At 68.0% G+C, this 18,259-nt stretch carries 14 protein-coding genes and 1 tRNA gene; 8 read left to right on the top strand and 7 right to left on the bottom strand.

What is annotated here, in order from left to right; translation table 11 throughout:
- Positions 1-137 precede the first annotated feature (137 nt).
- Positions 138-212: transfer RNA gene (locus V8J38_RS16175), tRNA-Gly, on the top strand.
- 125 nt (positions 213-337) lie between these two features.
- On the opposite strand, the gene V8J38_RS16170 is transcribed toward V8J38_RS16175, so the two are convergent.
- Positions 338-1,456: a phytase gene (locus tag V8J38_RS16170; RefSeq protein ID WP_338577189.1), complete on the bottom strand. Its 1,119-nt coding sequence runs from the start codon at positions 1,454-1,456 to the stop codon at positions 338-340.
- A gap of 251 nt (positions 1,457-1,707) precedes the next feature.
- Here V8J38_RS16170 and V8J38_RS16165 point away from each other — a divergent pair, with 251 nt between their 5' ends.
- From V8J38_RS16165 to V8J38_RS16150, 4 genes are all read left to right on the top strand, one after another.
- The gene (locus tag V8J38_RS16165) at positions 1,708-4,536 is read left to right on the top strand and encodes a TonB-dependent receptor (RefSeq protein ID WP_338577187.1); all 2,829 of its coding nucleotides are present in this window, start codon (positions 1,708-1,710) and stop codon (positions 4,534-4,536) included.
- A 176-nt stretch (positions 4,537-4,712) separates the two neighbouring features.
- On the top strand, positions 4,713-6,125 hold the full coding sequence (lpdA, locus tag V8J38_RS16160; RefSeq protein WP_338577185.1) for a dihydrolipoyl dehydrogenase: 1,413 nt from the start codon (positions 4,713-4,715) through the stop codon (positions 6,123-6,125).
- A 141-nt stretch (positions 6,126-6,266) separates the two neighbouring features.
- The gene (locus V8J38_RS16155) at positions 6,267-7,352 is read left to right on the top strand and encodes a DUF5694 domain-containing protein (protein ID WP_338577183.1); all 1,086 of its coding nucleotides are present in this window, start codon (positions 6,267-6,269) and stop codon (positions 7,350-7,352) included.
- 100 nt (positions 7,353-7,452) lie between these two features.
- Positions 7,453-8,244: an SDR family oxidoreductase gene (locus V8J38_RS16150; protein ID WP_338577181.1), complete on the top strand. Its 792-nt coding sequence runs from the start codon at positions 7,453-7,455 to the stop codon at positions 8,242-8,244.
- A 15-nt stretch (positions 8,245-8,259) separates the two neighbouring features.
- On the opposite strand, the gene V8J38_RS16145 is transcribed toward V8J38_RS16150, so the two are convergent.
- The 4 genes from V8J38_RS16145 to fsa form a co-directional block, all read right to left on the bottom strand.
- Positions 8,260-9,222, bottom strand: a complete 963-nt coding sequence (locus tag V8J38_RS16145; RefSeq protein ID WP_338577180.1) for a retroviral-like aspartic protease family protein — start codon at positions 9,220-9,222, stop codon at positions 8,260-8,262.
- 65 nt (positions 9,223-9,287) lie between these two features.
- Complete coding sequence (locus V8J38_RS16140) at positions 9,288-10,217, bottom strand: tyrosine recombinase XerC (protein ID WP_338577179.1); 930 nt, start codon at positions 10,215-10,217, stop codon at positions 9,288-9,290.
- Positions 10,199-10,900, bottom strand: a complete 702-nt coding sequence (locus V8J38_RS16135) for a DUF484 family protein (protein ID WP_338577177.1) — start codon at positions 10,898-10,900, stop codon at positions 10,199-10,201. Before V8J38_RS16135 ends, V8J38_RS16140 begins: the two co-directional genes overlap by 19 nt.
- A gap of 23 nt (positions 10,901-10,923) precedes the next feature.
- Positions 10,924-11,577: a fructose-6-phosphate aldolase gene (fsa, locus tag V8J38_RS16130; protein ID WP_338577175.1), complete on the bottom strand. Its 654-nt coding sequence runs from the start codon at positions 11,575-11,577 to the stop codon at positions 10,924-10,926.
- A gap of 203 nt (positions 11,578-11,780) precedes the next feature.
- Between fsa and V8J38_RS16125 the strand changes: the two genes are divergently transcribed.
- Positions 11,781-13,943 carry a primosomal protein N' gene (locus tag V8J38_RS16125; RefSeq protein ID WP_338577174.1) on the top strand — a complete coding sequence of 721 codons (2,163 nt, stop codon included), beginning with the start codon at positions 11,781-11,783 and terminating at the stop codon, positions 13,941-13,943.
- Between the two features lie 160 nt (positions 13,944-14,103).
- Here the strand turns inward: V8J38_RS16125 and V8J38_RS16120 are convergent, their stop codons facing one another.
- Entirely contained in the window at positions 14,104-14,886 is a 783-nt protein-coding gene (locus V8J38_RS16120) for a glutaminyl-peptide cyclotransferase (RefSeq protein ID WP_422388348.1), read from the bottom strand.
- Positions 14,887-14,912: 26 nt separating this feature from the next.
- The gene (locus tag V8J38_RS16115) at positions 14,913-15,740 is read right to left on the bottom strand and encodes a TerC family protein (protein ID WP_291782620.1); all 828 of its coding nucleotides are present in this window, start codon (positions 15,738-15,740) and stop codon (positions 14,913-14,915) included.
- Between the two features lie 332 nt (positions 15,741-16,072).
- Here V8J38_RS16115 and V8J38_RS16110 point away from each other — a divergent pair, with 332 nt between their 5' ends.
- Together V8J38_RS16110 and atpA are read left to right on the top strand one after the other, a co-directional pair.
- Positions 16,073-16,627 carry a F0F1 ATP synthase subunit delta gene (locus tag V8J38_RS16110; protein WP_291782623.1) on the top strand — a complete coding sequence of 185 codons (555 nt, stop codon included), beginning with the start codon at positions 16,073-16,075 and terminating at the stop codon, positions 16,625-16,627.
- 67 nt (positions 16,628-16,694) lie between these two features.
- Positions 16,695-18,227 carry a F0F1 ATP synthase subunit alpha gene (atpA, locus tag V8J38_RS16105; RefSeq protein WP_291782628.1) on the top strand — a complete coding sequence of 511 codons (1,533 nt, stop codon included), beginning with the start codon at positions 16,695-16,697 and terminating at the stop codon, positions 18,225-18,227.
- The last annotated feature ends 32 nt before the right edge of the window (positions 18,228-18,259 follow it).

The raw sequence follows: 18,259 nt of genomic DNA, 5'->3' as shown, positions 1-18,259 counted from the left end.
TTCGTGTGAAGTTTCAGGGCTGTTCGAAAAAAATCGGCGGATTGGCCGAAAAACGAAAAAGGGGCTTGCGCGATCCGAAGTCGGTCCGCTATACGCCCCTTCCTCGACGGGGAGCAGCACATCGCTCCCAACGGAGTGCGGGCGTAGCTCAGGGGTAGAGCATCACCTTGCCAAGGTGAGGGTCGGGCGTTCGAATCGCCTCGCCCGCTCCAGTCGAAACGGAAAACGGGGTCCGGCCGCAAGGTCGGGCCCCGTTTCCTTTTGCGCCCGGATCAGCGACGCACATGAAAAAGGCCCGGCGTGATCGCCGGGCCTTTTCGCGTTCCGTCCTCCGGCCTTACAGCCCCAGCGCTGCGCGGATGTCCCGCCAGTCGACGTATTTGAAGTTCTGGGTTCCGGTGTCGTTGACGTCGTCCTGGATCACCACCAGGCCCTCGGGGAAGGGGCCGACCGGACCGCCCAGAGCGGCTAGGCCGTCGGTGCCCGTCACCCCGTCGACCGTCCCGTCCACGACCACGAAACGGCCCTTGTATTGGGGCGCAGCGCCGTCGATGCGCCAGACGGGGAAGGTCGAGTCGCCCTGGCTGGAGGCGATCAGATAGCGCGCATCGCCGTCGGTCAGCGTCGTCAGCCCTTCGGCGTCGGCGACCAGCACGCCCGATGCGACCGGTTGAACCAGGGTGCGCGTCCCGCCCGAGGCCGGGTCGAGGCTGTAGCGCCACAGGCCGACGTTCTCCTCGTTGACGTACAGGGCGTCGGTCGCCGGATCGGCGGCGCAGCCTTCTGAGATCGAGCCGATCTCGGCGCGGCGGACGAGTTGCGCGGAGGGGCGGCCGTCGGGGCCGGCGGCGACGACGAACTGGCGCAGTTCGCCTTCATGGCCGACCAGTATGGCGTGGACCTCCTCGCCGCGTCGGGCGAGGCAGAAGCCGTAGGGCTCGACCACGTCGGTCGTGATGGAGCTCCAGTAGCGCACCTTGTTGTCGCCGGTCCCGGCCGGGTCGAACAGATAGAGGGCGACGCCCATGCGGCCCGGCGTGCGGTCGCTGGCTCCGATCAGCAGTTGGGGGCGGCCGTCGACGTTCAGGCCCTCGGCCACATCGACGTTGTTCAGCAGCCCCTCGGGCATGAACTGCAGGATCGCCCCGTCGAAACCGTAGACGTAGAGGCCCGCCTTCTTGTCGGTGCCGACGACGAAGCCGGGAGTCTGGACCCCCTCGACGGTCACGGGGGTCTTGGAGGCCCAGACGGCGGGGTCGTCGGCCGCGTCGTCGCCGACCGTGCCGACCGAGGGAGTCTCCAGCACGGCGCGCACGGGCGCGCCCTGGCCGACGACGCCGTCGCCCTCGCCCTGGAAGTCGACCTCATGTCCGGCGCAGGCGGCCAGCAGCAGGGCGGGGATCAGAAGGCCGGCGAGCATGGCGGGGCGCGAGCGCCGGGGCGGGATGGCGGGCATGGCGGGGCTTTCGGTCCAGGTTGGTCTATCCGCCCGAAACACGCGCGCGAAGGCCCGGTCAACGGCGTCCCCGCGACGCTTTGGCGATGGTTCGACAACGGATGATCCGAACGGGGATCAACTGTCGTGATCCCGTGTTCCGCTCGCAGATTCCTTTTCGTGAAATCGTCGCGGCCGCGTCGCCGGGACGTATTAGCCATCCCGCCGGAACCGGGCCGCCAGAAGCGGCGCCGGCCTTCGGGGATATGGATATGAAGCTCGGACTTCTTCTCAGCGCGGCGAGCCTGCCGCTGGTTTTCGCCGTGGCCGCCCAGGCGGCCGATGTGGCGGTTGACGCGGCTCCGGCCGTCGCGGCCGCTCCGGCGGGCGACGGCCTGATCGGCCGTGTCGTCAACGCCGACGGCTCGCCCCTGCCGGGCGCCGAGATCATCGACCGCGCCAGCGGCCGCCGCGCGGTCAGCAACAGTCAGGGCGAGTTCAACCTGGGCGGCGTCTCGGGTCAGGTGACGCTGGAGGCCCGCTACATCGGCCTGCCGACCGCGACCCAGACCGTCGCCGCCGCACCGGGCCGCCTGACTTCGGTCACCGTCATGATGGGTTCGGGCGATGCGGTCGCCGTCGCCGACGTCATCGTCAACGGCGTCATCACCGAGGGCGTGGCCCGCTCGCTGAACCAGCAGAAGAACGCCGACGGCGTGATCAACGTCCTGTCGGCCGACGCCATCGGCCGCTACCCCGACCCGAACGTGGCGGAATCCCTGCAGCGCGTTCCCGGCATCGCCATCCAGCGCGACCAGGGCGAGGGCCGCTACATCAACGTGCGCGGCGCGCCGTCGGCCTTCACCGCCGTGTCGGTGGACGGGGTGACGGTTCCGGCCGTCGATCCGGGCACGCGCGCGGTCGACCTGGATACCCTGCCCAGCGACATCGTCTCCAACATCGAGATCTCCAAGACCCTGCTGCCGAGCCAGGACGCCGACTCCATCGCCGGCGCGGTCAACATCAAGACCCGCTCGCCCTTCGACCAGCGTCGCCTGGCCGTCAGCGGCTATGCGGGCGGCAGCTACAACGACTACGGCGGCGAGGACATCCGCGCGGGCGCCACGGCGTCGAACGTCTTCGGCGCGGACCAGACCTTCGGCGGCCTGCTGTCCTACTCCTACTCCAAGACCAACCGCCGTCCCGACAACGTCGAATCCGGCTGGACCAAGATGGAGACGCCGGAAGGCGGCGAGGTCTTCGCCCTCGAGGAAACCCTGTTCAAGGACTACGATACCGAGCGCACGCGCCAGTCGCTCAGCGGCTCGCTGGAGTTCCGCCCCTCGGAGTCCCTGCGGGCCTGGGTCCGCGGCTCGTTCGCCCAGTTCGAGGACGACGAATACCGCAACCAGCTGCTGCTGACCTATGACGAGGACAACCTTCAGGCCGGCGCGACCGACCGCAAGGCGACCTTCGACGAGGTGACGGTCGAGCGCCAGTTGCGTCACCGCACCCAGAAGAACGAGATCATGACCCTGACGGCGGGAGGGGAGCGTATCTTCAGCAATGGCGCGGTTCTGGACGCCAGCCTGTCCTGGGCTGACAGCGAGCAGACCTATCCGAACCGCAATGAGCTGCTGTTCCGCTCGCGCCTGAAGCCGTCCGTCGCCTATGACTTCTCCGGCAGCCACTATGAGCCGACCTATTCGATCTTCTCGACCGGGGAGCATATGAACGCTGCGGAATATCGTTTCCGCGAGAACGCCTTCCGCTCAAGCACGACACAGCAGGAAGAGATGACGTTCCAGACGAACCTGGAACTGCCGTCGGTGCTGGCGGGGCGTGAAGTCACCTGGAAGGTCGGCGGCAAGTACCGCACGCGGGACGTATCGGCCGACGAGGAGCGTTTCCGCAGTCGCGACGCCGCCCATGCGCCGTCGCAGTCCTATGGAGACCTGCTGACCGATACCGAGTCGCGCAACTACGACTATCTGTTGGGCTACAAGTTCGACAACGGCCTGGTTGACGACTACTTCGCCCAGATGCGCCCGCTGTCGGGGCGCCGAGTGCCGGACTCCATCGCCGCCGACTACACGGCCAAGGAAGATATCCTGTCAGCCTACGCCCAGGCGCGCTTCGACATCGGCGCGACGAACGTCACGCTTGGCCTGCGCGTCGAGAACACTCAGTTCGAAGGCGAAGCCGCCAGCCTGATCGACAATGACGGATCCGATCCGTTCGACATGGCCCGGGTCGATCGCGACGACACCGAGTTCTTCCCGAACCTGACGGTTCGCCACAGCTTCTCGGACAATCTGATCGGCCGCTTCGCCCTGACGCGCTCGATCTCGCGTCCGGAGTTCAATCAGATCGTTCCACGTCGCATCGAGGAGACGGACGGTTCGGACATCTCTTACGAGATCGGCAATCCGGACCTGCAGCCTACGCTGTCGAACAACGTCGACTTCGGCCTGGAGTACTATTTCGCCTCCCTGGGCGTGGTGTCGGCCAACGCCTTCTACAAGGACCTGACCGACTATCGCTACATCCTCAAGTACGAGGACAAGGTGACGATCGACGGGGCCGAGTTCGACGCCGAGTTCGAGACCCCGATCAACGCCCCGAACGGCCACCTGATGGGTCTGGAGCTGAACTGGCAACAGAAGTTCAGCTTCCTGCCGGGCTGGGCCTCGGGCTTCGGCGTCTTCGCCAACTACACCTGGACCGACGCCGAGATCGAAACGGCCCAGGCCTATGGCGGCCGCACCAAATTCTCCCTGCCGGGCCAGTCGGAGAACAACTACAACCTGGCCCTCTTCTACGAGATGGCCGGCTTCAGCGCCCGCCTCAGCTACACCAAGCGCAGCGACTATCTGGAAGAGATCAACGCCGACGATCCCGACTTCGACCTGTTCGTCGAGGGCCGCGAGCAGTTGGACTTCACCGCCTCCTACGACTTCGGCAACGGGGTCGAGGTGTTTGGCGAGGCCAAGAACCTGACCGACTCGGCGGGCGTCCGCTACTACGGCTCGCGCGAGCGGACCTATGAGTACGAGAAGTTCGGCTACAACGTCTTCATGGGCGTGCGCTTCAAATATTGATCGGCTCTGACGGGCTGAAAACGGAAGGCCGGGCGTCGCCGCCCGGCCTTTTGCTTTTGTCGGCATGGCCCCCGTTGGGATCACGGCCTATATGGACTGTGGCGGTTGACCCCGCCGGGGTCGGCGCTAGTGTCCGCGCCGCTTCATTTTCAGCGCCTGAACGATCAGAGGACCATATGGCCGACGCCGCTTCCCAGACCTACGACGTGGTGATCATCGGGGGCGGGCCGGGCGGCTACAACGCCGCCATCCGCGCCGGACAACTGGGGCTGAAGACCGCCCTGATCGAAAAGCGCGCGACCCTCGGCGGCACCTGCCTGAACGTCGGCTGCATGCCGTCGAAGGCCCTGCTGCACGCCTCGGAACTGTATGAAGCCGCCAACATCGAATTCGCCGGCATCGGCATCGAAGTGAAGCCCAAGCTGAACCTGGCCCAGATGCACAAGGCCAAGGACGACAGCGTCGAGGCCCTGACCAAGGGCATCGAATTCCTGATGAAGAAGAACAAGGTCGACGTGGTGAAGGGCTTCGGCCGCATCGTCGGGGCCGGCAAGGTCGAGGTCGAAGCCGAGGGCGGCGCCAAGACCACGCTCGAGACCAAGAACATCGTCATCGCCACCGGCTCCGAGCCGACCCCGCTGCCGGGCGTCGCCTTCGAGGACGGCAAGGTCATCGACAGCACCGGCGCCCTGTTCCTGCCCAAGGTGCCCAAGCATCTGATCGTCATCGGCGCGGGCGTCATCGGCCTCGAGCTCGGCTCGGTCTGGCGCCGTCTGGGCGCCCAGGTCACGGTCGTGGAGTTCCTCGACAAGGTCGGCGCGGGCATGGACGGCGAAGTCGCCACCGCCTTCCAGCGCGGCCTGACCAAGCAGGGCATGACCTTCCGCATGGGCACGAAGGTCACCGGCGCCAAGACCTCCAAGGACGGCGTCGAGCTGACCCTCGAACCCGCCAAGGGCGGCGAGGCGGAAACGTTGAAGGGCGATGTGGTGCTGGTCGCCATCGGCCGCCGTCCCTACACCGAAGGCCTGGGGCTTGAGACGGTCGGCGTTACGCCGGACGCGCGCGGCTTCATCGCCAACGACCACTTCAAGACCTCGGCGCCGGGCGTCTGGGTCATCGGCGACGTGACGCACGGCCCGATGCTGGCTCACAAGGCCGAGGAAGACGCCGTGGCCGTGATCGAACTGATCGCAGGCAAGCCGGGCCACGTCGACTACGACCTGGTGCCGTCGGTCATCTACACCGGCCCGGAAGTGGCCTGGGTCGGCAAGACCGAAGAGGCGCTGAAGGCCGCGGGCGTCAACTACAAGAAGGGCAAATTCCCCTTCGCCGCCAACAGCCGCGCCAAGATCAACCACGAGACCGAGGGCTTCGTGAAGGTCCTGGCCGACGCCGCGACGGACAAGGTTCTGGGCGTTCACATCTACGGCCCGCAGGCGGGCGAGCTGATCGGCGAGGCCTGCATGACCATGGCCTTCGGCGGCGCCTCGGAAGACGTGGCCCGCACCTGCCACCCGCACCCGACCCGCTCGGAGGCCTTCCGTCAGGCCGCCATGGGCGTCGAAGGCTGGACGATGCAGGCGTAAGAGCCTCACCGTCTTTCCGACTGCGATCAGAACGGCGCGCTCCGCACAGGGCGCGCCGTTTTTCGTTGCCGAAACTTAACTTGCTGGCCTCGGCGTGCGTCTTCAGTTTCACCGCGAAACGGCGGGAGCGAGGGCGAAGCGATGCGTTTGGCGATTGGATTGGCGGCGGCGGCCTGGGCGGTGATCGGTTCTGCCGCCTCGGCGCAGGACTATCGACCCACGTTTCACCCTGACCAGTTGAAAGGCCCTCCGGCAGGCGCGTTCAATGAGGTTCTGGTGCTGGGTTCGCCGCACCTGTCCGACCTGCCCGACAGCTTCCGCGCCGAACAGCTTCAGCCTCTGCTGACGCGACTGGAGGCTTGGCGGCCGACCGCCGTCGCCGTCGAAAACCTGTCCGGCCTGCAGTGCGACTTCATGCGGCGCTATCCGTCGCGTTATGCGGAATCGGTCGAGGCCTTCTGCTATGACCCGTCCGCCGCCGGCCGGGCGCTGGGTATGGATGTGCCGACGGCCAATGCCGAGGTCGAGCGTTTGCTGGAGGCCTGGCCCAAGGCGCCGACGGCGGCCGATCGGCGACGTCTGGCGGCTCTCTTCCTCGCAGCGGGAGAGCCGGGTTCCGCCTCGGTGCAATGGCTGCGTCTGCCCGCTGCTGAGCGGGTGGCGGGCGACAGCCTGACGGCGGAAATGGCGGCGGCCCTGGACCGCCGGATGACCCGAAAGAACGAGGTCGACCTGGTCGCGGCCGTACTGGCGGCGCGGCTGGGGCATGAGCGCCTGTGGGCGGTTGATGATCACACGGCGGACTCCGCAACCCCGCCTGACGAGGAAGAGGCGCAGGCCAAGGCGATCATGGCGGCGTGGGACAATCCCTATGTCCAGGCGCGCAAGGACGCAGACCAGCGGCTGTATGCCGACCTGGAGCACCCGGACGGCGTGCTGAACATCTATCGCGACTACAACACGCCGGACACGCAGATGGTCGTCTATCGTTCGGATTTCGGCGCGACCCATGTAGAGCCCTCGCCGCAGGCGTTCGGGCGTCGCTATCTCGGCTATTGGGAGACGCGCAATCTGCGCATGGTCGCCAATATGCGCGATGTGCTGGGGCGCTATCCGGGCACGCGGATGCTGACCATCGTCGGCGCCTCGCACAAGGGCTACTACGAAGCCTATCTGAACCAGATGCACGACGTGCGGCTGGTCAGCTCGGATGAGGTTTTGCGCTAGTTTCCGTGTCTCGCCCGCGACTTTGGTCGACGGGGCTCGCAATCGGTCGCGCCTGCGCCCATGTCAGCGGCGAAAGCTTCATGAGGCAGGGGATAACGGCATGGACCTTCAACTCACCGGCAAACGCGCCCTGATCTGCGGCGGCTCCAGCGGTCTCGGCCGCGCGGTGGCGACGGCCCTTGTGGCCGAGGGCGCTCATGTGGCTCTGCTGTCGCGCGATGCGGTCAAGTTGCAGGCCGCGGCCGATGAACTGAACGCCATGGGGCCGGGCCGAGCGATCATCGCCCCGGCCGACCTGGCGGATCACGAGGCCCTGCTGAAGGCGGTGGACGTCGCCGAGGCGGGTCTGGGCGGGCCGATCCAGATCCTGTTGAACAACACGGGCGGGCCGCCGCCCTCGGGCGTGGCGGGGCTGGACCCGGCGCTGTGGCGTGAGCAGTTCGAGGCCATGGTGTTGTCGGTCTTCCGCCTGACCGACCGGGTGATGCCGGGAATGCGGTCGATGGGCTGGGGGCGGGTGCTGAACGTCGCCTCGACCAGCGTGATCGAGCCGATCGGGACGCTGGGCGTGTCCAACACCCTGCGCGCCTCGGTGGCGGCATGGGCCAAGACGCTGGCGGGCGAGGTCGCGGCCAACGGGGTGACGGTCAACACCCTGCTGCCGGGCCGCATCGACACGCCGCGCATCGAACGGCTGGACGCCGCCCGCGCCGCCGCCACGGGCGCGACGCCGCAGGACGCACGCGCCGAGTCGGTCAAGTCTATCCCCGCCGGACGCATCGGCGCGACAGAGGAATTCGGCGCCGTGGCCGCCTTCCTGGCCAGTCCGCTGGCGGGCTATGTCACCGGCTCGTTGATCCGGGTGGACGGCGGAGCGGTCAGGGCCATCTGAGGCGTAATTATCGCCTTATGCGGACGATGGCGGCCGGCGCGTTACGCTGCCGAAGCCGATGCGCCTAGCGCCATAGTCCAGCACCACGCGGTCGAACCGAGTCAGTACGTCCGCCCCTAGCAGCAAGGCGGGCGGCTCGATCAGGCCGAGTATGTGAAAGGCGTGCAGATCGGCGAACAGTAGGGGCGTGAGGCCCAGGTCTCTTTGATGCAACTGCAGGCTTGAAACCTGCCCGACCTCGGCCATCAGCGATTGGCCGGTCACGCCGTATACTCGCGCCTGCGGACGATCCACTCGGCCCAGGCGTGCATCCAGCGTCCGCATCAGGGCGTGGTTGCCGATGGAATACTGCGCCCCGGTGTCGATGAAGGCGACGGCTTCGACGCCGTCAGCGACGACGCGGCTGATTAGTAGACGCTGAAACAGGTTCTCCTGAACCAGGCTTTCGACGAAGGGCAGGCGGCTGGCGCGGCCCTCCGCGAACACGCTGGTGGAGCCTGGACCATACGAGGGCGCCAGGAGCACGCGCCTGTTGTGGAAATCCAGAGTCAGGCGGAAGCGCGACAGGGCGTCCAGACCCAGAAGTCCATCCGTTCTCAGCAGCGCGTAGGGGAAGATCGGCAGGATCAGATCGGCGAAACGTCGCTGTGAAAAGCTAAACTGGGGCAGACGCGCGGTTGGTGCGAGCACCGACCCAGTGATGCCGTGGACGCGTACAAGCGGGCCTGCCGCCAGCTTCAGCTCCGCAGCAAGGCGATCCGAGATCGAGGTGCGCTCGGCGCCGGTGTCGATGACGAAGAGGGCGCGCCGTCGCCCTAGTTCAACCTCGACCGCCATGCGCGTCAAAAGATTGGTCAGCAGGCGGGCTTCGGCTTCCGGTTCGTTCTGGGCGCAAAGCGGCCTAGCCAGGCCGAGGACGCCCGTCGCCAGCAACAGCGTCAGCAGCGCGCGTCGATCGGGAACACTGGCTATGCACACGCGCGAACTCCCGTCCCGCGATCATCCCCAAGCCAAATCTGGCGCCTTTTCCGTGTGCTGAACAGTCACCCGCGCGGGTGGGCCTGGCTATAGGCGGCCAGCAGGCGGGCGGCGTCGACCTGGGTGTATTTCTGCGTCGTCGACAGGCTGGCGTGACCCAGCAACTCCTGGATCGAGCGCAGGTCGGCGCCGGCGCCCAGCAGGTGGGTGGCGAAGCTGTGCCTCAGCGCATGGGGCGTGGCCGAGGCGGGCAGGCCGAGGCGCCCGCGCAGCCGCTGCACCGTCGCCTGCACATGGCGGGCGCTCAGGGGACCGCCGCGCCGCGCCCGGAACAGGGCCTGATCGGCGTCGATGACGAAGGGCTGCAGCGCCAGATAGGCGTCCGTCGCCTCGCGCACCTGCGGCAGGACGGGGACCATGCGCGTCTTGTCGCCCTTGCCGGTGATGCGAAGGCTGTCGGGCAGGGGCGCGTCCGATCGCTTCAGCGACAGGGCCTCTGAAATCCGCAGGCCGCAACCGTAGAGCAGGGTCAGGACGGCGCGGTCGCGTGCGGCCTCCCACGGCTCCATGTCGGGATCGGCCTCGGGTTCGTGCAGCAGGCCCTTCGCCTGATCCTCGCTGACCGGCCGGGGCAGGGAGGGCTTGACCTTGGGCCCGCGCACCAGGGCAAGCTGCGGCGTCGCCACGCCCAGGCGCCGGTCGAGGAAGGCGTGAAAGCCCCGGATGGCGGCCAGGGTCTGGCTCAGCGAGCGGGCGTTGAGCGGGCGATCCCCGCTGCGGCGCTCGGCCAGATGGGCGCGCGCCTCGGCCGCCGTGACGGACCCCAGGTCCGCCGCGCTCTGCAGCCCGCCGCGATGGCGCTCCAGAAAGGCCAGATACAGCCGGCCGATGTGGCCGTAGGCCTCCAGCGTGCGCGGCGACAGGCGGCGCTCATGGGCCAGATGCTCCAGCCAGGCGGCCAGAGCGTCCTGCGCGGTCAGGCTTCCAGCGGCCATCGCTCGGCCATGCGTTCGACGACACGGGCGACGAAGGCCACCAGTTCGCAGCCCATGGCGGGGGTGAAGCCGTCGTCCTCGCCCGAGCCGAAGGCGCACAGAGCGGCGCGGGGCACAGCCTCGCCCGGCGCGCGCAACGTCATCCGCACCAGGGCGACCGAGGCGACCTCGCCCTCGGAAGGGCCGAACAGGCTGAGGCCGGTGAAGTTGGGGCCGAGCCAGTGCAGGCCGTCCTCGCCCAGCAGGGCGTCGACGCGGCCCGGCTCCAGCGCTTTCCAGCCGAAGGGGACGGCGCCCGGCTTCTCGATCGCCACGGCGGCGCCCGCCAGACCGAAACGGCCTTGCGCCACGGCGTCCAATTGCCGCGCCAGTTCGGCGTGGGTGCGGGCCTCCATCAGGTCCAGGGCGGCGACGTGGGTCTGGGTCTGGGCGGCGAAGTTGGCGCGGGCGATCTCTTCGATCAGCTTGCGGGCGCCCGCCTCGCGCTGGGCGACGGCCTCTAGCCGCGCCAGGGCGGCGCGGCCGAAGTCGACGACGTTGCGGCCGGTGGCGGTCAGGCCCAGCTCTTCCAGCAGGGCCCGGTCGTCCAGCAGGTGTTCGGCGTGATCTTCCAGCCAGGCGCGCACCTGCGGCCAGTGCAGGCTGTTCGCCGGGTCGGTGGAGCGGTCCAGGGAAGTGCTCAAGCGGACCTCTCATCGGGTCTAAATTACAGAATTGACTGACCGGTCTTGCCCCAGTCCGCCAGAAACGCATCCAACCCCTTGTCGGTTAACGGGTGCTTGACCAAGGCCTTGAAAATGTCGGCCGGAATGGTCGAGGCGTCGGCGCCGGCCAGCGCAGCGGCGGTCACATGGTCCGGATTGCGCACCGAGGCGGCCAGGATTTCCGTGCTGAAGTCGTGGATGTCGTAAAGGGTGCGGATGTCTTCCAGCAGGCCCACGCCGTCGGCGCCGACATCGTCCAGACGACCGACGAAGGGCGAGATGAAGGTCGCGCCCGCCTTGGCCGCCAGCATGGCCTGGGCCGCCGAGAAGCACAGGGTGACGTTGGTCTTGATCCCCTTGTCGGCGAAGGCGCGGGTGGCGCGCAGGCCGTCCCACGTCAGCGGCAGCTTGACCACGACGTTGGGGGCGATGGAGGCCAGCTTGTCGCCCTCCTTGACCATGGTCTCGAAATCGGTGGCCACGGCCTCGGCCGAGATCGGCCCCTCGACCAGGGCGCAGATTTCGGCGATGACCTCGGCGATGTTGCGACCCGACTTGGCGATCAGGCTAGGATTGGTGGTGACGCCGTCCACCATCCCGGTGGGCAGCAGGTCCTTGATGACGGCGACGTCGGCGGTGTCGAGAAAGAGTTTCATGAGACCAGTTTTAGCGCCGAGTTGTGACGGAAGCGACCGTCTTTCGCGGACAGGGATATTTCAGACTCCGTGACAGAAAAAAGAGAGTCCAATTCGTCTGAATCGTCTGAAATCGCTTCGCCGGGCGTGGCGAAGGGCGGCGATCATGGCAGGGCGCGACGTCGGTATCGGACGTCGGCGTTGCGGGCGTGCGAGGGCGCGCGGTGAAGGTCGCCTCCGTCCTCATTCCCCTGCCGGTGCCGGAAGCCTTCGACTACGAAGTCCCTGAGGAACTGGCGGTCGCGCGCGGCGATCAGGTCGCCGTGCCGCTGGGGCCGCGCCTGATCCGGGGCGTGGTGGCCGAGGTGTTCGAGACGACCGGCTCCAACCGGCGCCTCAAGGCGGTCGACCAGGTGCTGGACGATCCGCGCCTGCCGGAACGGACGCTGGACTTCGTCGAATGGGCGGCGCGCTGGACGCTCAGCCCGCCCGGCGAGATGGCGGCGACGGCGCTGAAGGGCCTGCGCGCGCCCCGACCCCGGCCCGAGCGACGGGTGCGGCGCGTCGAGGGGCGCAGTCCCGCTCGCCCCACCGCGGCGCGCACGGCGGTGCTGGAGGCGCTGGGTGCAAGGTCCGTGTCCGGGCCCGATCTGGCGCGGGCGGCGGGCGTCTCGTCCGGCGTGGTCAAGGGACTGGTCGACGAAGGGGTTCTGGAGGCGTTCGAGACCCCGGCCATCGCCGCCTTCGATCCGCCCGATCCCGACCATGCGCCTGCGACGCTGAACCCCGATCAAGCGGCGTCTGCGGCCGCCATCGCCGAGGCCGTGGCGACGGGCGGTTTCGCGCCCTTCCTGCTGGACGGGGTGACGGGCTCGGGCAAGACGGAGGCCTATCTGGAGGCGGCGGCGCGGGCGCTGCGGGCCGATCCGACGGCTCAGGTGCTGATCCTGCTGCCCGAGATCGCCCTGACCCAGGCGGTGATCGAGCGCATCACCGCCCGCTTCGGCGTCGCCCCGGCCGAATGGCACTCCGGCGTCGCCCCCCCACGCCGGCGTCAGGCGTGGGAGGCGGTGGTCGCCGGGCGCTGCAACATCGTGGTCGGCGCGCGTTCGGCCCTGTTCCTGCCCTACGCCAACCTCAAGCTGATCGTGGTGGACGAGGAGCACGACGGCTCGTTCAAGCAGGAAGAGGGGCTGGTCTATCACGGTCGCGACCTGGCCGTGGCGCGGGCGCGGATCGAGGGAGCGGCGGTGGTCCTGGCCTCGGCAACCCCGTCGCTGGAGACGCTGTGGAACGCCCATCAGGGGCGGTATCGCTGGCTGAAGCTGGCGGCGCGACACGGGGCGGCGGTGCTGCCCGAGATCGGCCTGATCGACCTGCGCGAATGTCCGCCCGATCCGCAAACCTGGCTGTCTCAGCCCTTGCGCGAAGCCATCGGCGAGACGCTGGCGCGGGGCGAGCAGAGCCTGCTGTTCCTCAACCGGCGCGGCTATGCCCCGGTGGTGCTGTGCCGCGCCTGCGGGCACCGGCTGACGGCGCCGGACACGGATTCCTGGCTGGTCGAGCATCGCTACACCGGGCGGCTGGTCTGCCATCTGACGGGCTTCTCCATGCCCAAGCCCAAGGCCTGTCCTTCGTGCGGGGCCGAGGACTCGTTGGTGCCCGTCGGGCCGGGGGTCGAGCGGGTCGAGGAGGAGGTGCGCCAACTCTTCCCACAGGCCCGCACCGCCGTCTTCAGCTCGGACACCGTGCCGGACGGCAAGTCGGCCCGCGCCCTCATACAATCCATGGCCGACGGCGAGATCGACATCCTGGTCGCCACCCAGGCTGCGGCGAAAGGCCACAACTTCCCGCGCCTGACCCTGGTCGGGGTGGTGGACGCTGATCTGGGCCTGCGCGGCGGCGACCTGCGCGCGGCCGAGCGCACCTATCAGCTGCTGGCCCAGGCCACGGGCCGGGCGGGGCGGGCGGATCGGCCGGGCCGCGCCCTGTTGCAGACGTGGACGCCCGAGCATCCGGTGCTTCAGGCGCTGGCGGCGGGCGACCGCGACGCCTTCGTCGAGGCCGAGATGGCCGAGCGCGAGGCCGCCTCCCTGCCGCCGCACGGCCGTCTGGCGGCGCTGATCCTGTCCAGCGAGAACGCCATGGCGGTCGAAAAGGTCGCCCGCGACCTGGCTGAAGCCATCCCCAACGCCGAGCGGCTGGAGGTCTACGGCCCTGCCGACGCGCCCCTGGCCCTGGTGCGCGGGCGGCGGAGGAAGCGGCTGCTGGTGCGGGCCGACCGCGACGTGAACCTGCAGGCCTTCCTGCGCGCCTGGCTGGCGCGGGTGAAGGTCCCGGCCTCGGTGCGGCTGACCGTGGACGTGGACCCTTATAGCTTCTTGTAGGGCGCTATCGCTCGCCGCGCGGCGGCTCGCTGCTTGAGCGCAGACCGTCTCGCTTCCGCTCACGCCGGCGGACGCCGGGCCCAGTGAGAGCCTCAGACGCGGTCGTTTTCAGCCAAAGGACTGGATCCCGGCGTCCGCCGGGATGAGCGGGAGGAAGGGCCTACCTCGGCCCGGTCAGCCGGATCTCGAACAGGCTGGGCCAGTTCTTGCCGGTGACGAACAGGCGGCGGTTCTGCGCGTCCCAGGCGATGCCGTTCAGCACGTCGTCGACCGGATCCTTCACCTGATCCCTGGGCAGCAGGCCGCTGAGGTCGATCACGCCGACCACCCGGCCGGACTCAGGGTCGATGCGGAGGATGTAGTCGGTCTGCCAGACATTGGCCCAGACCTCGCCGTCGATCCATTCCAACTCATTCAACTGGCGCACCGGGCGGCCGTTCAGGGTGACGGAGACGCGGCCGGTCTCGGCCTGGGTGTCGGGATCAAGGAAGCGCAGGGCCGCCGAGCCGTCCGACAGGATCAGGCGCGTCCCGTCGTGCGTCAGCCCCCAGCCTTCGCCCGCATAGGCGAAGCGGGAGACGGGCTTCAGGTCGTCCGCGCTCCAGATGAAGCCGACGCCGTTGATCCAGGACAGGGAGAAGACGCGGCCGTCCTTCTCGGTCAGGCCCTCGCCGAAGAACTCGGGCTCGAGCTCGCGCTTCTGCAGCACGACGCCGTCCTCCAGCCGCACGCGGCGCACGCTGGAGGGATCGCGGCCGGTGCTCTCGATCAGCACGCCGTCGCGGATGACCAGTCCCTGCGTGAAGGCGGTCGGGTCGTGGGGGAAGGTCCGCACCACCTCATAGCCGTAGACCGGAACCCGGGCGGGCTGAGCAGAGGGAGAAGATGGGGCCGGCCCCGGCGTCTGCGCCGCCGCCGACGCGGGAAGCGCCAGCAGAAGCATCGCCAGGACCGGCCCGATACGCACGCTTAGACGCCGGGCTCGGCGGTTTCGGCCTTGTTGAGGGCGGCCTTGGCGGCTTCTTCGGCCTGGTTCTTTCTGATCTGGGCGTTGCGCGACCACATGTTCAGGCCCTCGACCAGGGCCGAGAAGGCCATGGCGGCGTAGATATAGCCCTTGGGCACGTGGACGCCGAAGCCGTCGGCGATCAGCACGGCGCCGATCATCAGCAGGAAGCCCAGGGCCAGCATGACCACGGTCGGGTTCTTGTCGATGAAGTTCGCCAGAGGGTCGGCGGCCAGCAGCATGACGGTCACGGCGATGATGACGGCGACCATCATGATCGGCACGTGATCGGTCATGCCCACGGCGGTCAGGATGGAGTCGACCGAGAACACCAGGTCCAGCAGGATGATCTGGACGATGGCGGCGCCGACGTTGTTGATGACGACGTCCTTCTTGTCCTTCTCCAGCATGTCGTTCGACGGGGTGACGTCGACGGCGTGGTGGATTTCCTTTGTGGCTTTCCAGACCAGGAAGAGGCCGCCGGCGATCAGGATCAGGTCGCGCCAGGAGAAGGCGGTGTCGAAGGTCTCGCCGTGGAAGCCCAGGTCGAACACCGGCGTGGTCAGGCCGACGATCCAGCCGATCGTGGCCAGCAGGCCCAGGCGCATGATCAGGGCCAGGCCGATGCCGATGCGGCGCGTGCGCTGGCGGTGTTCGGGCGGCAGCTTGTTCGACAGGATCGAGATGAAGATCAGGTTGTCGATCCCCAGCACCACCTCCATGACGACCAGGGTCACGAGGGCCGCCCAGGCGGCGGGATCGGTCAGCAGCGGGGTTATGCTTTCAAGCATCGGGGTTCCTGATGGAGGTTAGGATTTTTCGGTAACGGGAGCGTGAGCGCGCATCAAGCGCCCAGCCGCGTCGTCATCGTCGCAGGCTCTTCTGATCGCTCCAGCTTGGCCGGTCCATCTTAGACCAAAGAGAGCGCGGGTGCGGCGTTATCGTTCCGCGCCCCTTGGTTGCGGGTTTCCGCCTTGCATGGTATCAGCCGCGCGGCTTTAGCGAAGGGCGTATCGAAAGATGCGTCCCCAGCGTGCTTTCTACAAGCATTTCAGGCCCTTGACTGGCGCGGGCGACTGCGGCCGGTCTTGATCCAAACGCTTCAGACGCGGACCAAATATAAGTGGCGGACGAATTCAGGACGACGGAAGTCGGCGGACGGTATGCACAGGCGCTGTTCGACCTGGCGGATGAGACGGGGGCGCTGGACGCCGTGCGCGCCGATCTGGCTTCGCTCAAGGCGGCGTGGATCGACAGCGCCGACCTGCGCCGTCTGGCGACCTCGCCGCTGATCTCTTCGGACGATCAGGCCAGGGGTCTGGCGGCCATCGCCGACAAGGCCAAGTTCAAGGCGACGACGCGCAACTTCCTGGGCCTGCTGGGCCAGAACGGCCGTGCGGCCGACCTGCCGGGCGTGATCGCTGCCTTCGAGGCGCTGTACGCCAGGAAGACGGGCGTCGTGGCCGCCGAGGTGGTCTCGGCCGTGGCCCTGAGCGCCGCCCAGACCAAGAAGATCCAGGCCGAGCTGCGCGCCGCCCTGGGCCGCGACCCCGAGCTGACCGCCCGCGTCGATCCGTCGATCCTGGGCGGCCTCAAGGTCAAGGTGGGCTCGAAGCTGTTCGACGCCTCGCTGAAGACCAAGCTCGACCAGATGACCTTTGCGCTGAAACGCGCCTAAGTCCCGAATTTCAGATCAAGCCGGGCCAGCGGGCCCGCACCGAAGACGAAAGCCGAAAGAGCCCATCATGGATATCCGCGCCGCCGAAATCTCGGCCATCCTCAAGTCGCAGATCGCCAACTTCGGCGTGGAAGCCGACGTCTCGGACGTCGGCCAGGTGCTGTCGGTCGGCGACGGCATCGCGCGCATCCACGGCCTCGACAACGTTCAGGCCGGTGAAATGGTCGAGTTCACCAAGGCCGGCGTGAAGGGCATGGCCCTGAACCTGGAGCGCGACAACGTCGGCGCCGTGATCTTCGGCGCGGACGCCGCCATCGCCGAGGGCGACGACGTACGCCGCCTGGGCGAGATCGTGGACGTGCCGGTCGGCAAGGGTCTGCTGGGCCGCGTCGTCAACCCGCTGGGCGAGCCGATCGACGGCAAGGGCCCGATCCAGTTCACCGAGCGTCGCCGCGTCGACGTGAAGGCCCCCGGCATCATCCCGCGCAAGTCGGTTCACGAACCGATGCAGACGGGCATGAAGGCGATCGACACCCTGATCCCCGTCGGCCGCGGCCAGCGCGAGCTGATCATCGGCGACCGTCAGGTCGGCAAGACCGCCGTCGCCATCGACACCATCCTGAACCAGAAGACGGTCAACAAGTCGGACGACGAGTCGGCCAAGCTCTACTGCATCTACGTCGCCATCGGTCAGAAGCGCTCGACCGTGGCCCAGATCGTCAAGACCCTCGAAGAGTCGGGCGCGCTGGAATACACCATCGTCGTCGCCGCCACGGCGTCGGAGCCGGCCCCGCTGCAGTTCCTGGCCCCATTCGCCGGCACCGCCATGGGCGAGTATTTCCGCGACAACGGAATGCACGGTCTGATCATCTATGACGACCTGTCCAAGCAGGCCGTGGCCTACCGCCAGATGTCGCTGCTGCTGCGCCGTCCGCCGGGCCGTGAAGCCTATCCGGGCGACGTCTTCTACCTGCACTCCCGTCTGCTGGAGCGTTCGGCCAAGCTGAACGAGGATTACGGCTCGGGCTCGCTGACCGCCCTGCCGATCATCGAGACCCAGGCCAACGACGTGTCGGCCTACATCCCGACCAACGTGATCTCGATCACCGACGGCCAGATCTTCCTGGAATCGGACCTGTTCTATCAGGGCATCCGTCCGGCCGTGAACGTCGGCATCTCGGTGTCGCGCGTCGGCTCCTCGGCCCAGATCAAGGCGATGAAACAGGTCGCCGGTTCGATCAAGGGCGAGCTGGCCCAGTATCGTGAAATGGCCGCCTTCGCGAAGTTCGGCTCGGACCTGGACGTCTCGACCCAGCGCCTGCTGGCTCGCGGCGCCCGCCTGACCGAGCTGCTGAAGCAGCCGCAGTACTCGCCGCTGGCGGTCGAAGAGCAGGTCGTGTCGATCTACGCCGGCACGCGCGGCTACCTGGACGCCATCGCCGTTTCGGACGTCGGCCGCTTCGAGAGCGAACTGCTGGCCCGCATCCACGCCAACCACGCCTCGCTGCTGGACGGCATCCGCACCAAGAAGGCCCTGACGCCCGAGCTGGAAGCCGAGCTGAAGGACATCCTGGCGGCCTTCGCCAAGACCTTCGCCTGATCGTTCGGCCCTGTAGTCAAAGGAAGAGCAGA

This window comes from Brevundimonas olei (genome assembly GCF_037055245.1).
Classification (GTDB): domain Bacteria; phylum Pseudomonadota; class Alphaproteobacteria; order Caulobacterales; family Caulobacteraceae; genus Brevundimonas; species Brevundimonas olei.
The sequence above is the reverse complement of the archived record's forward strand: the minus strand, read 5'-3'. Positions and strand labels throughout refer to the sequence as shown.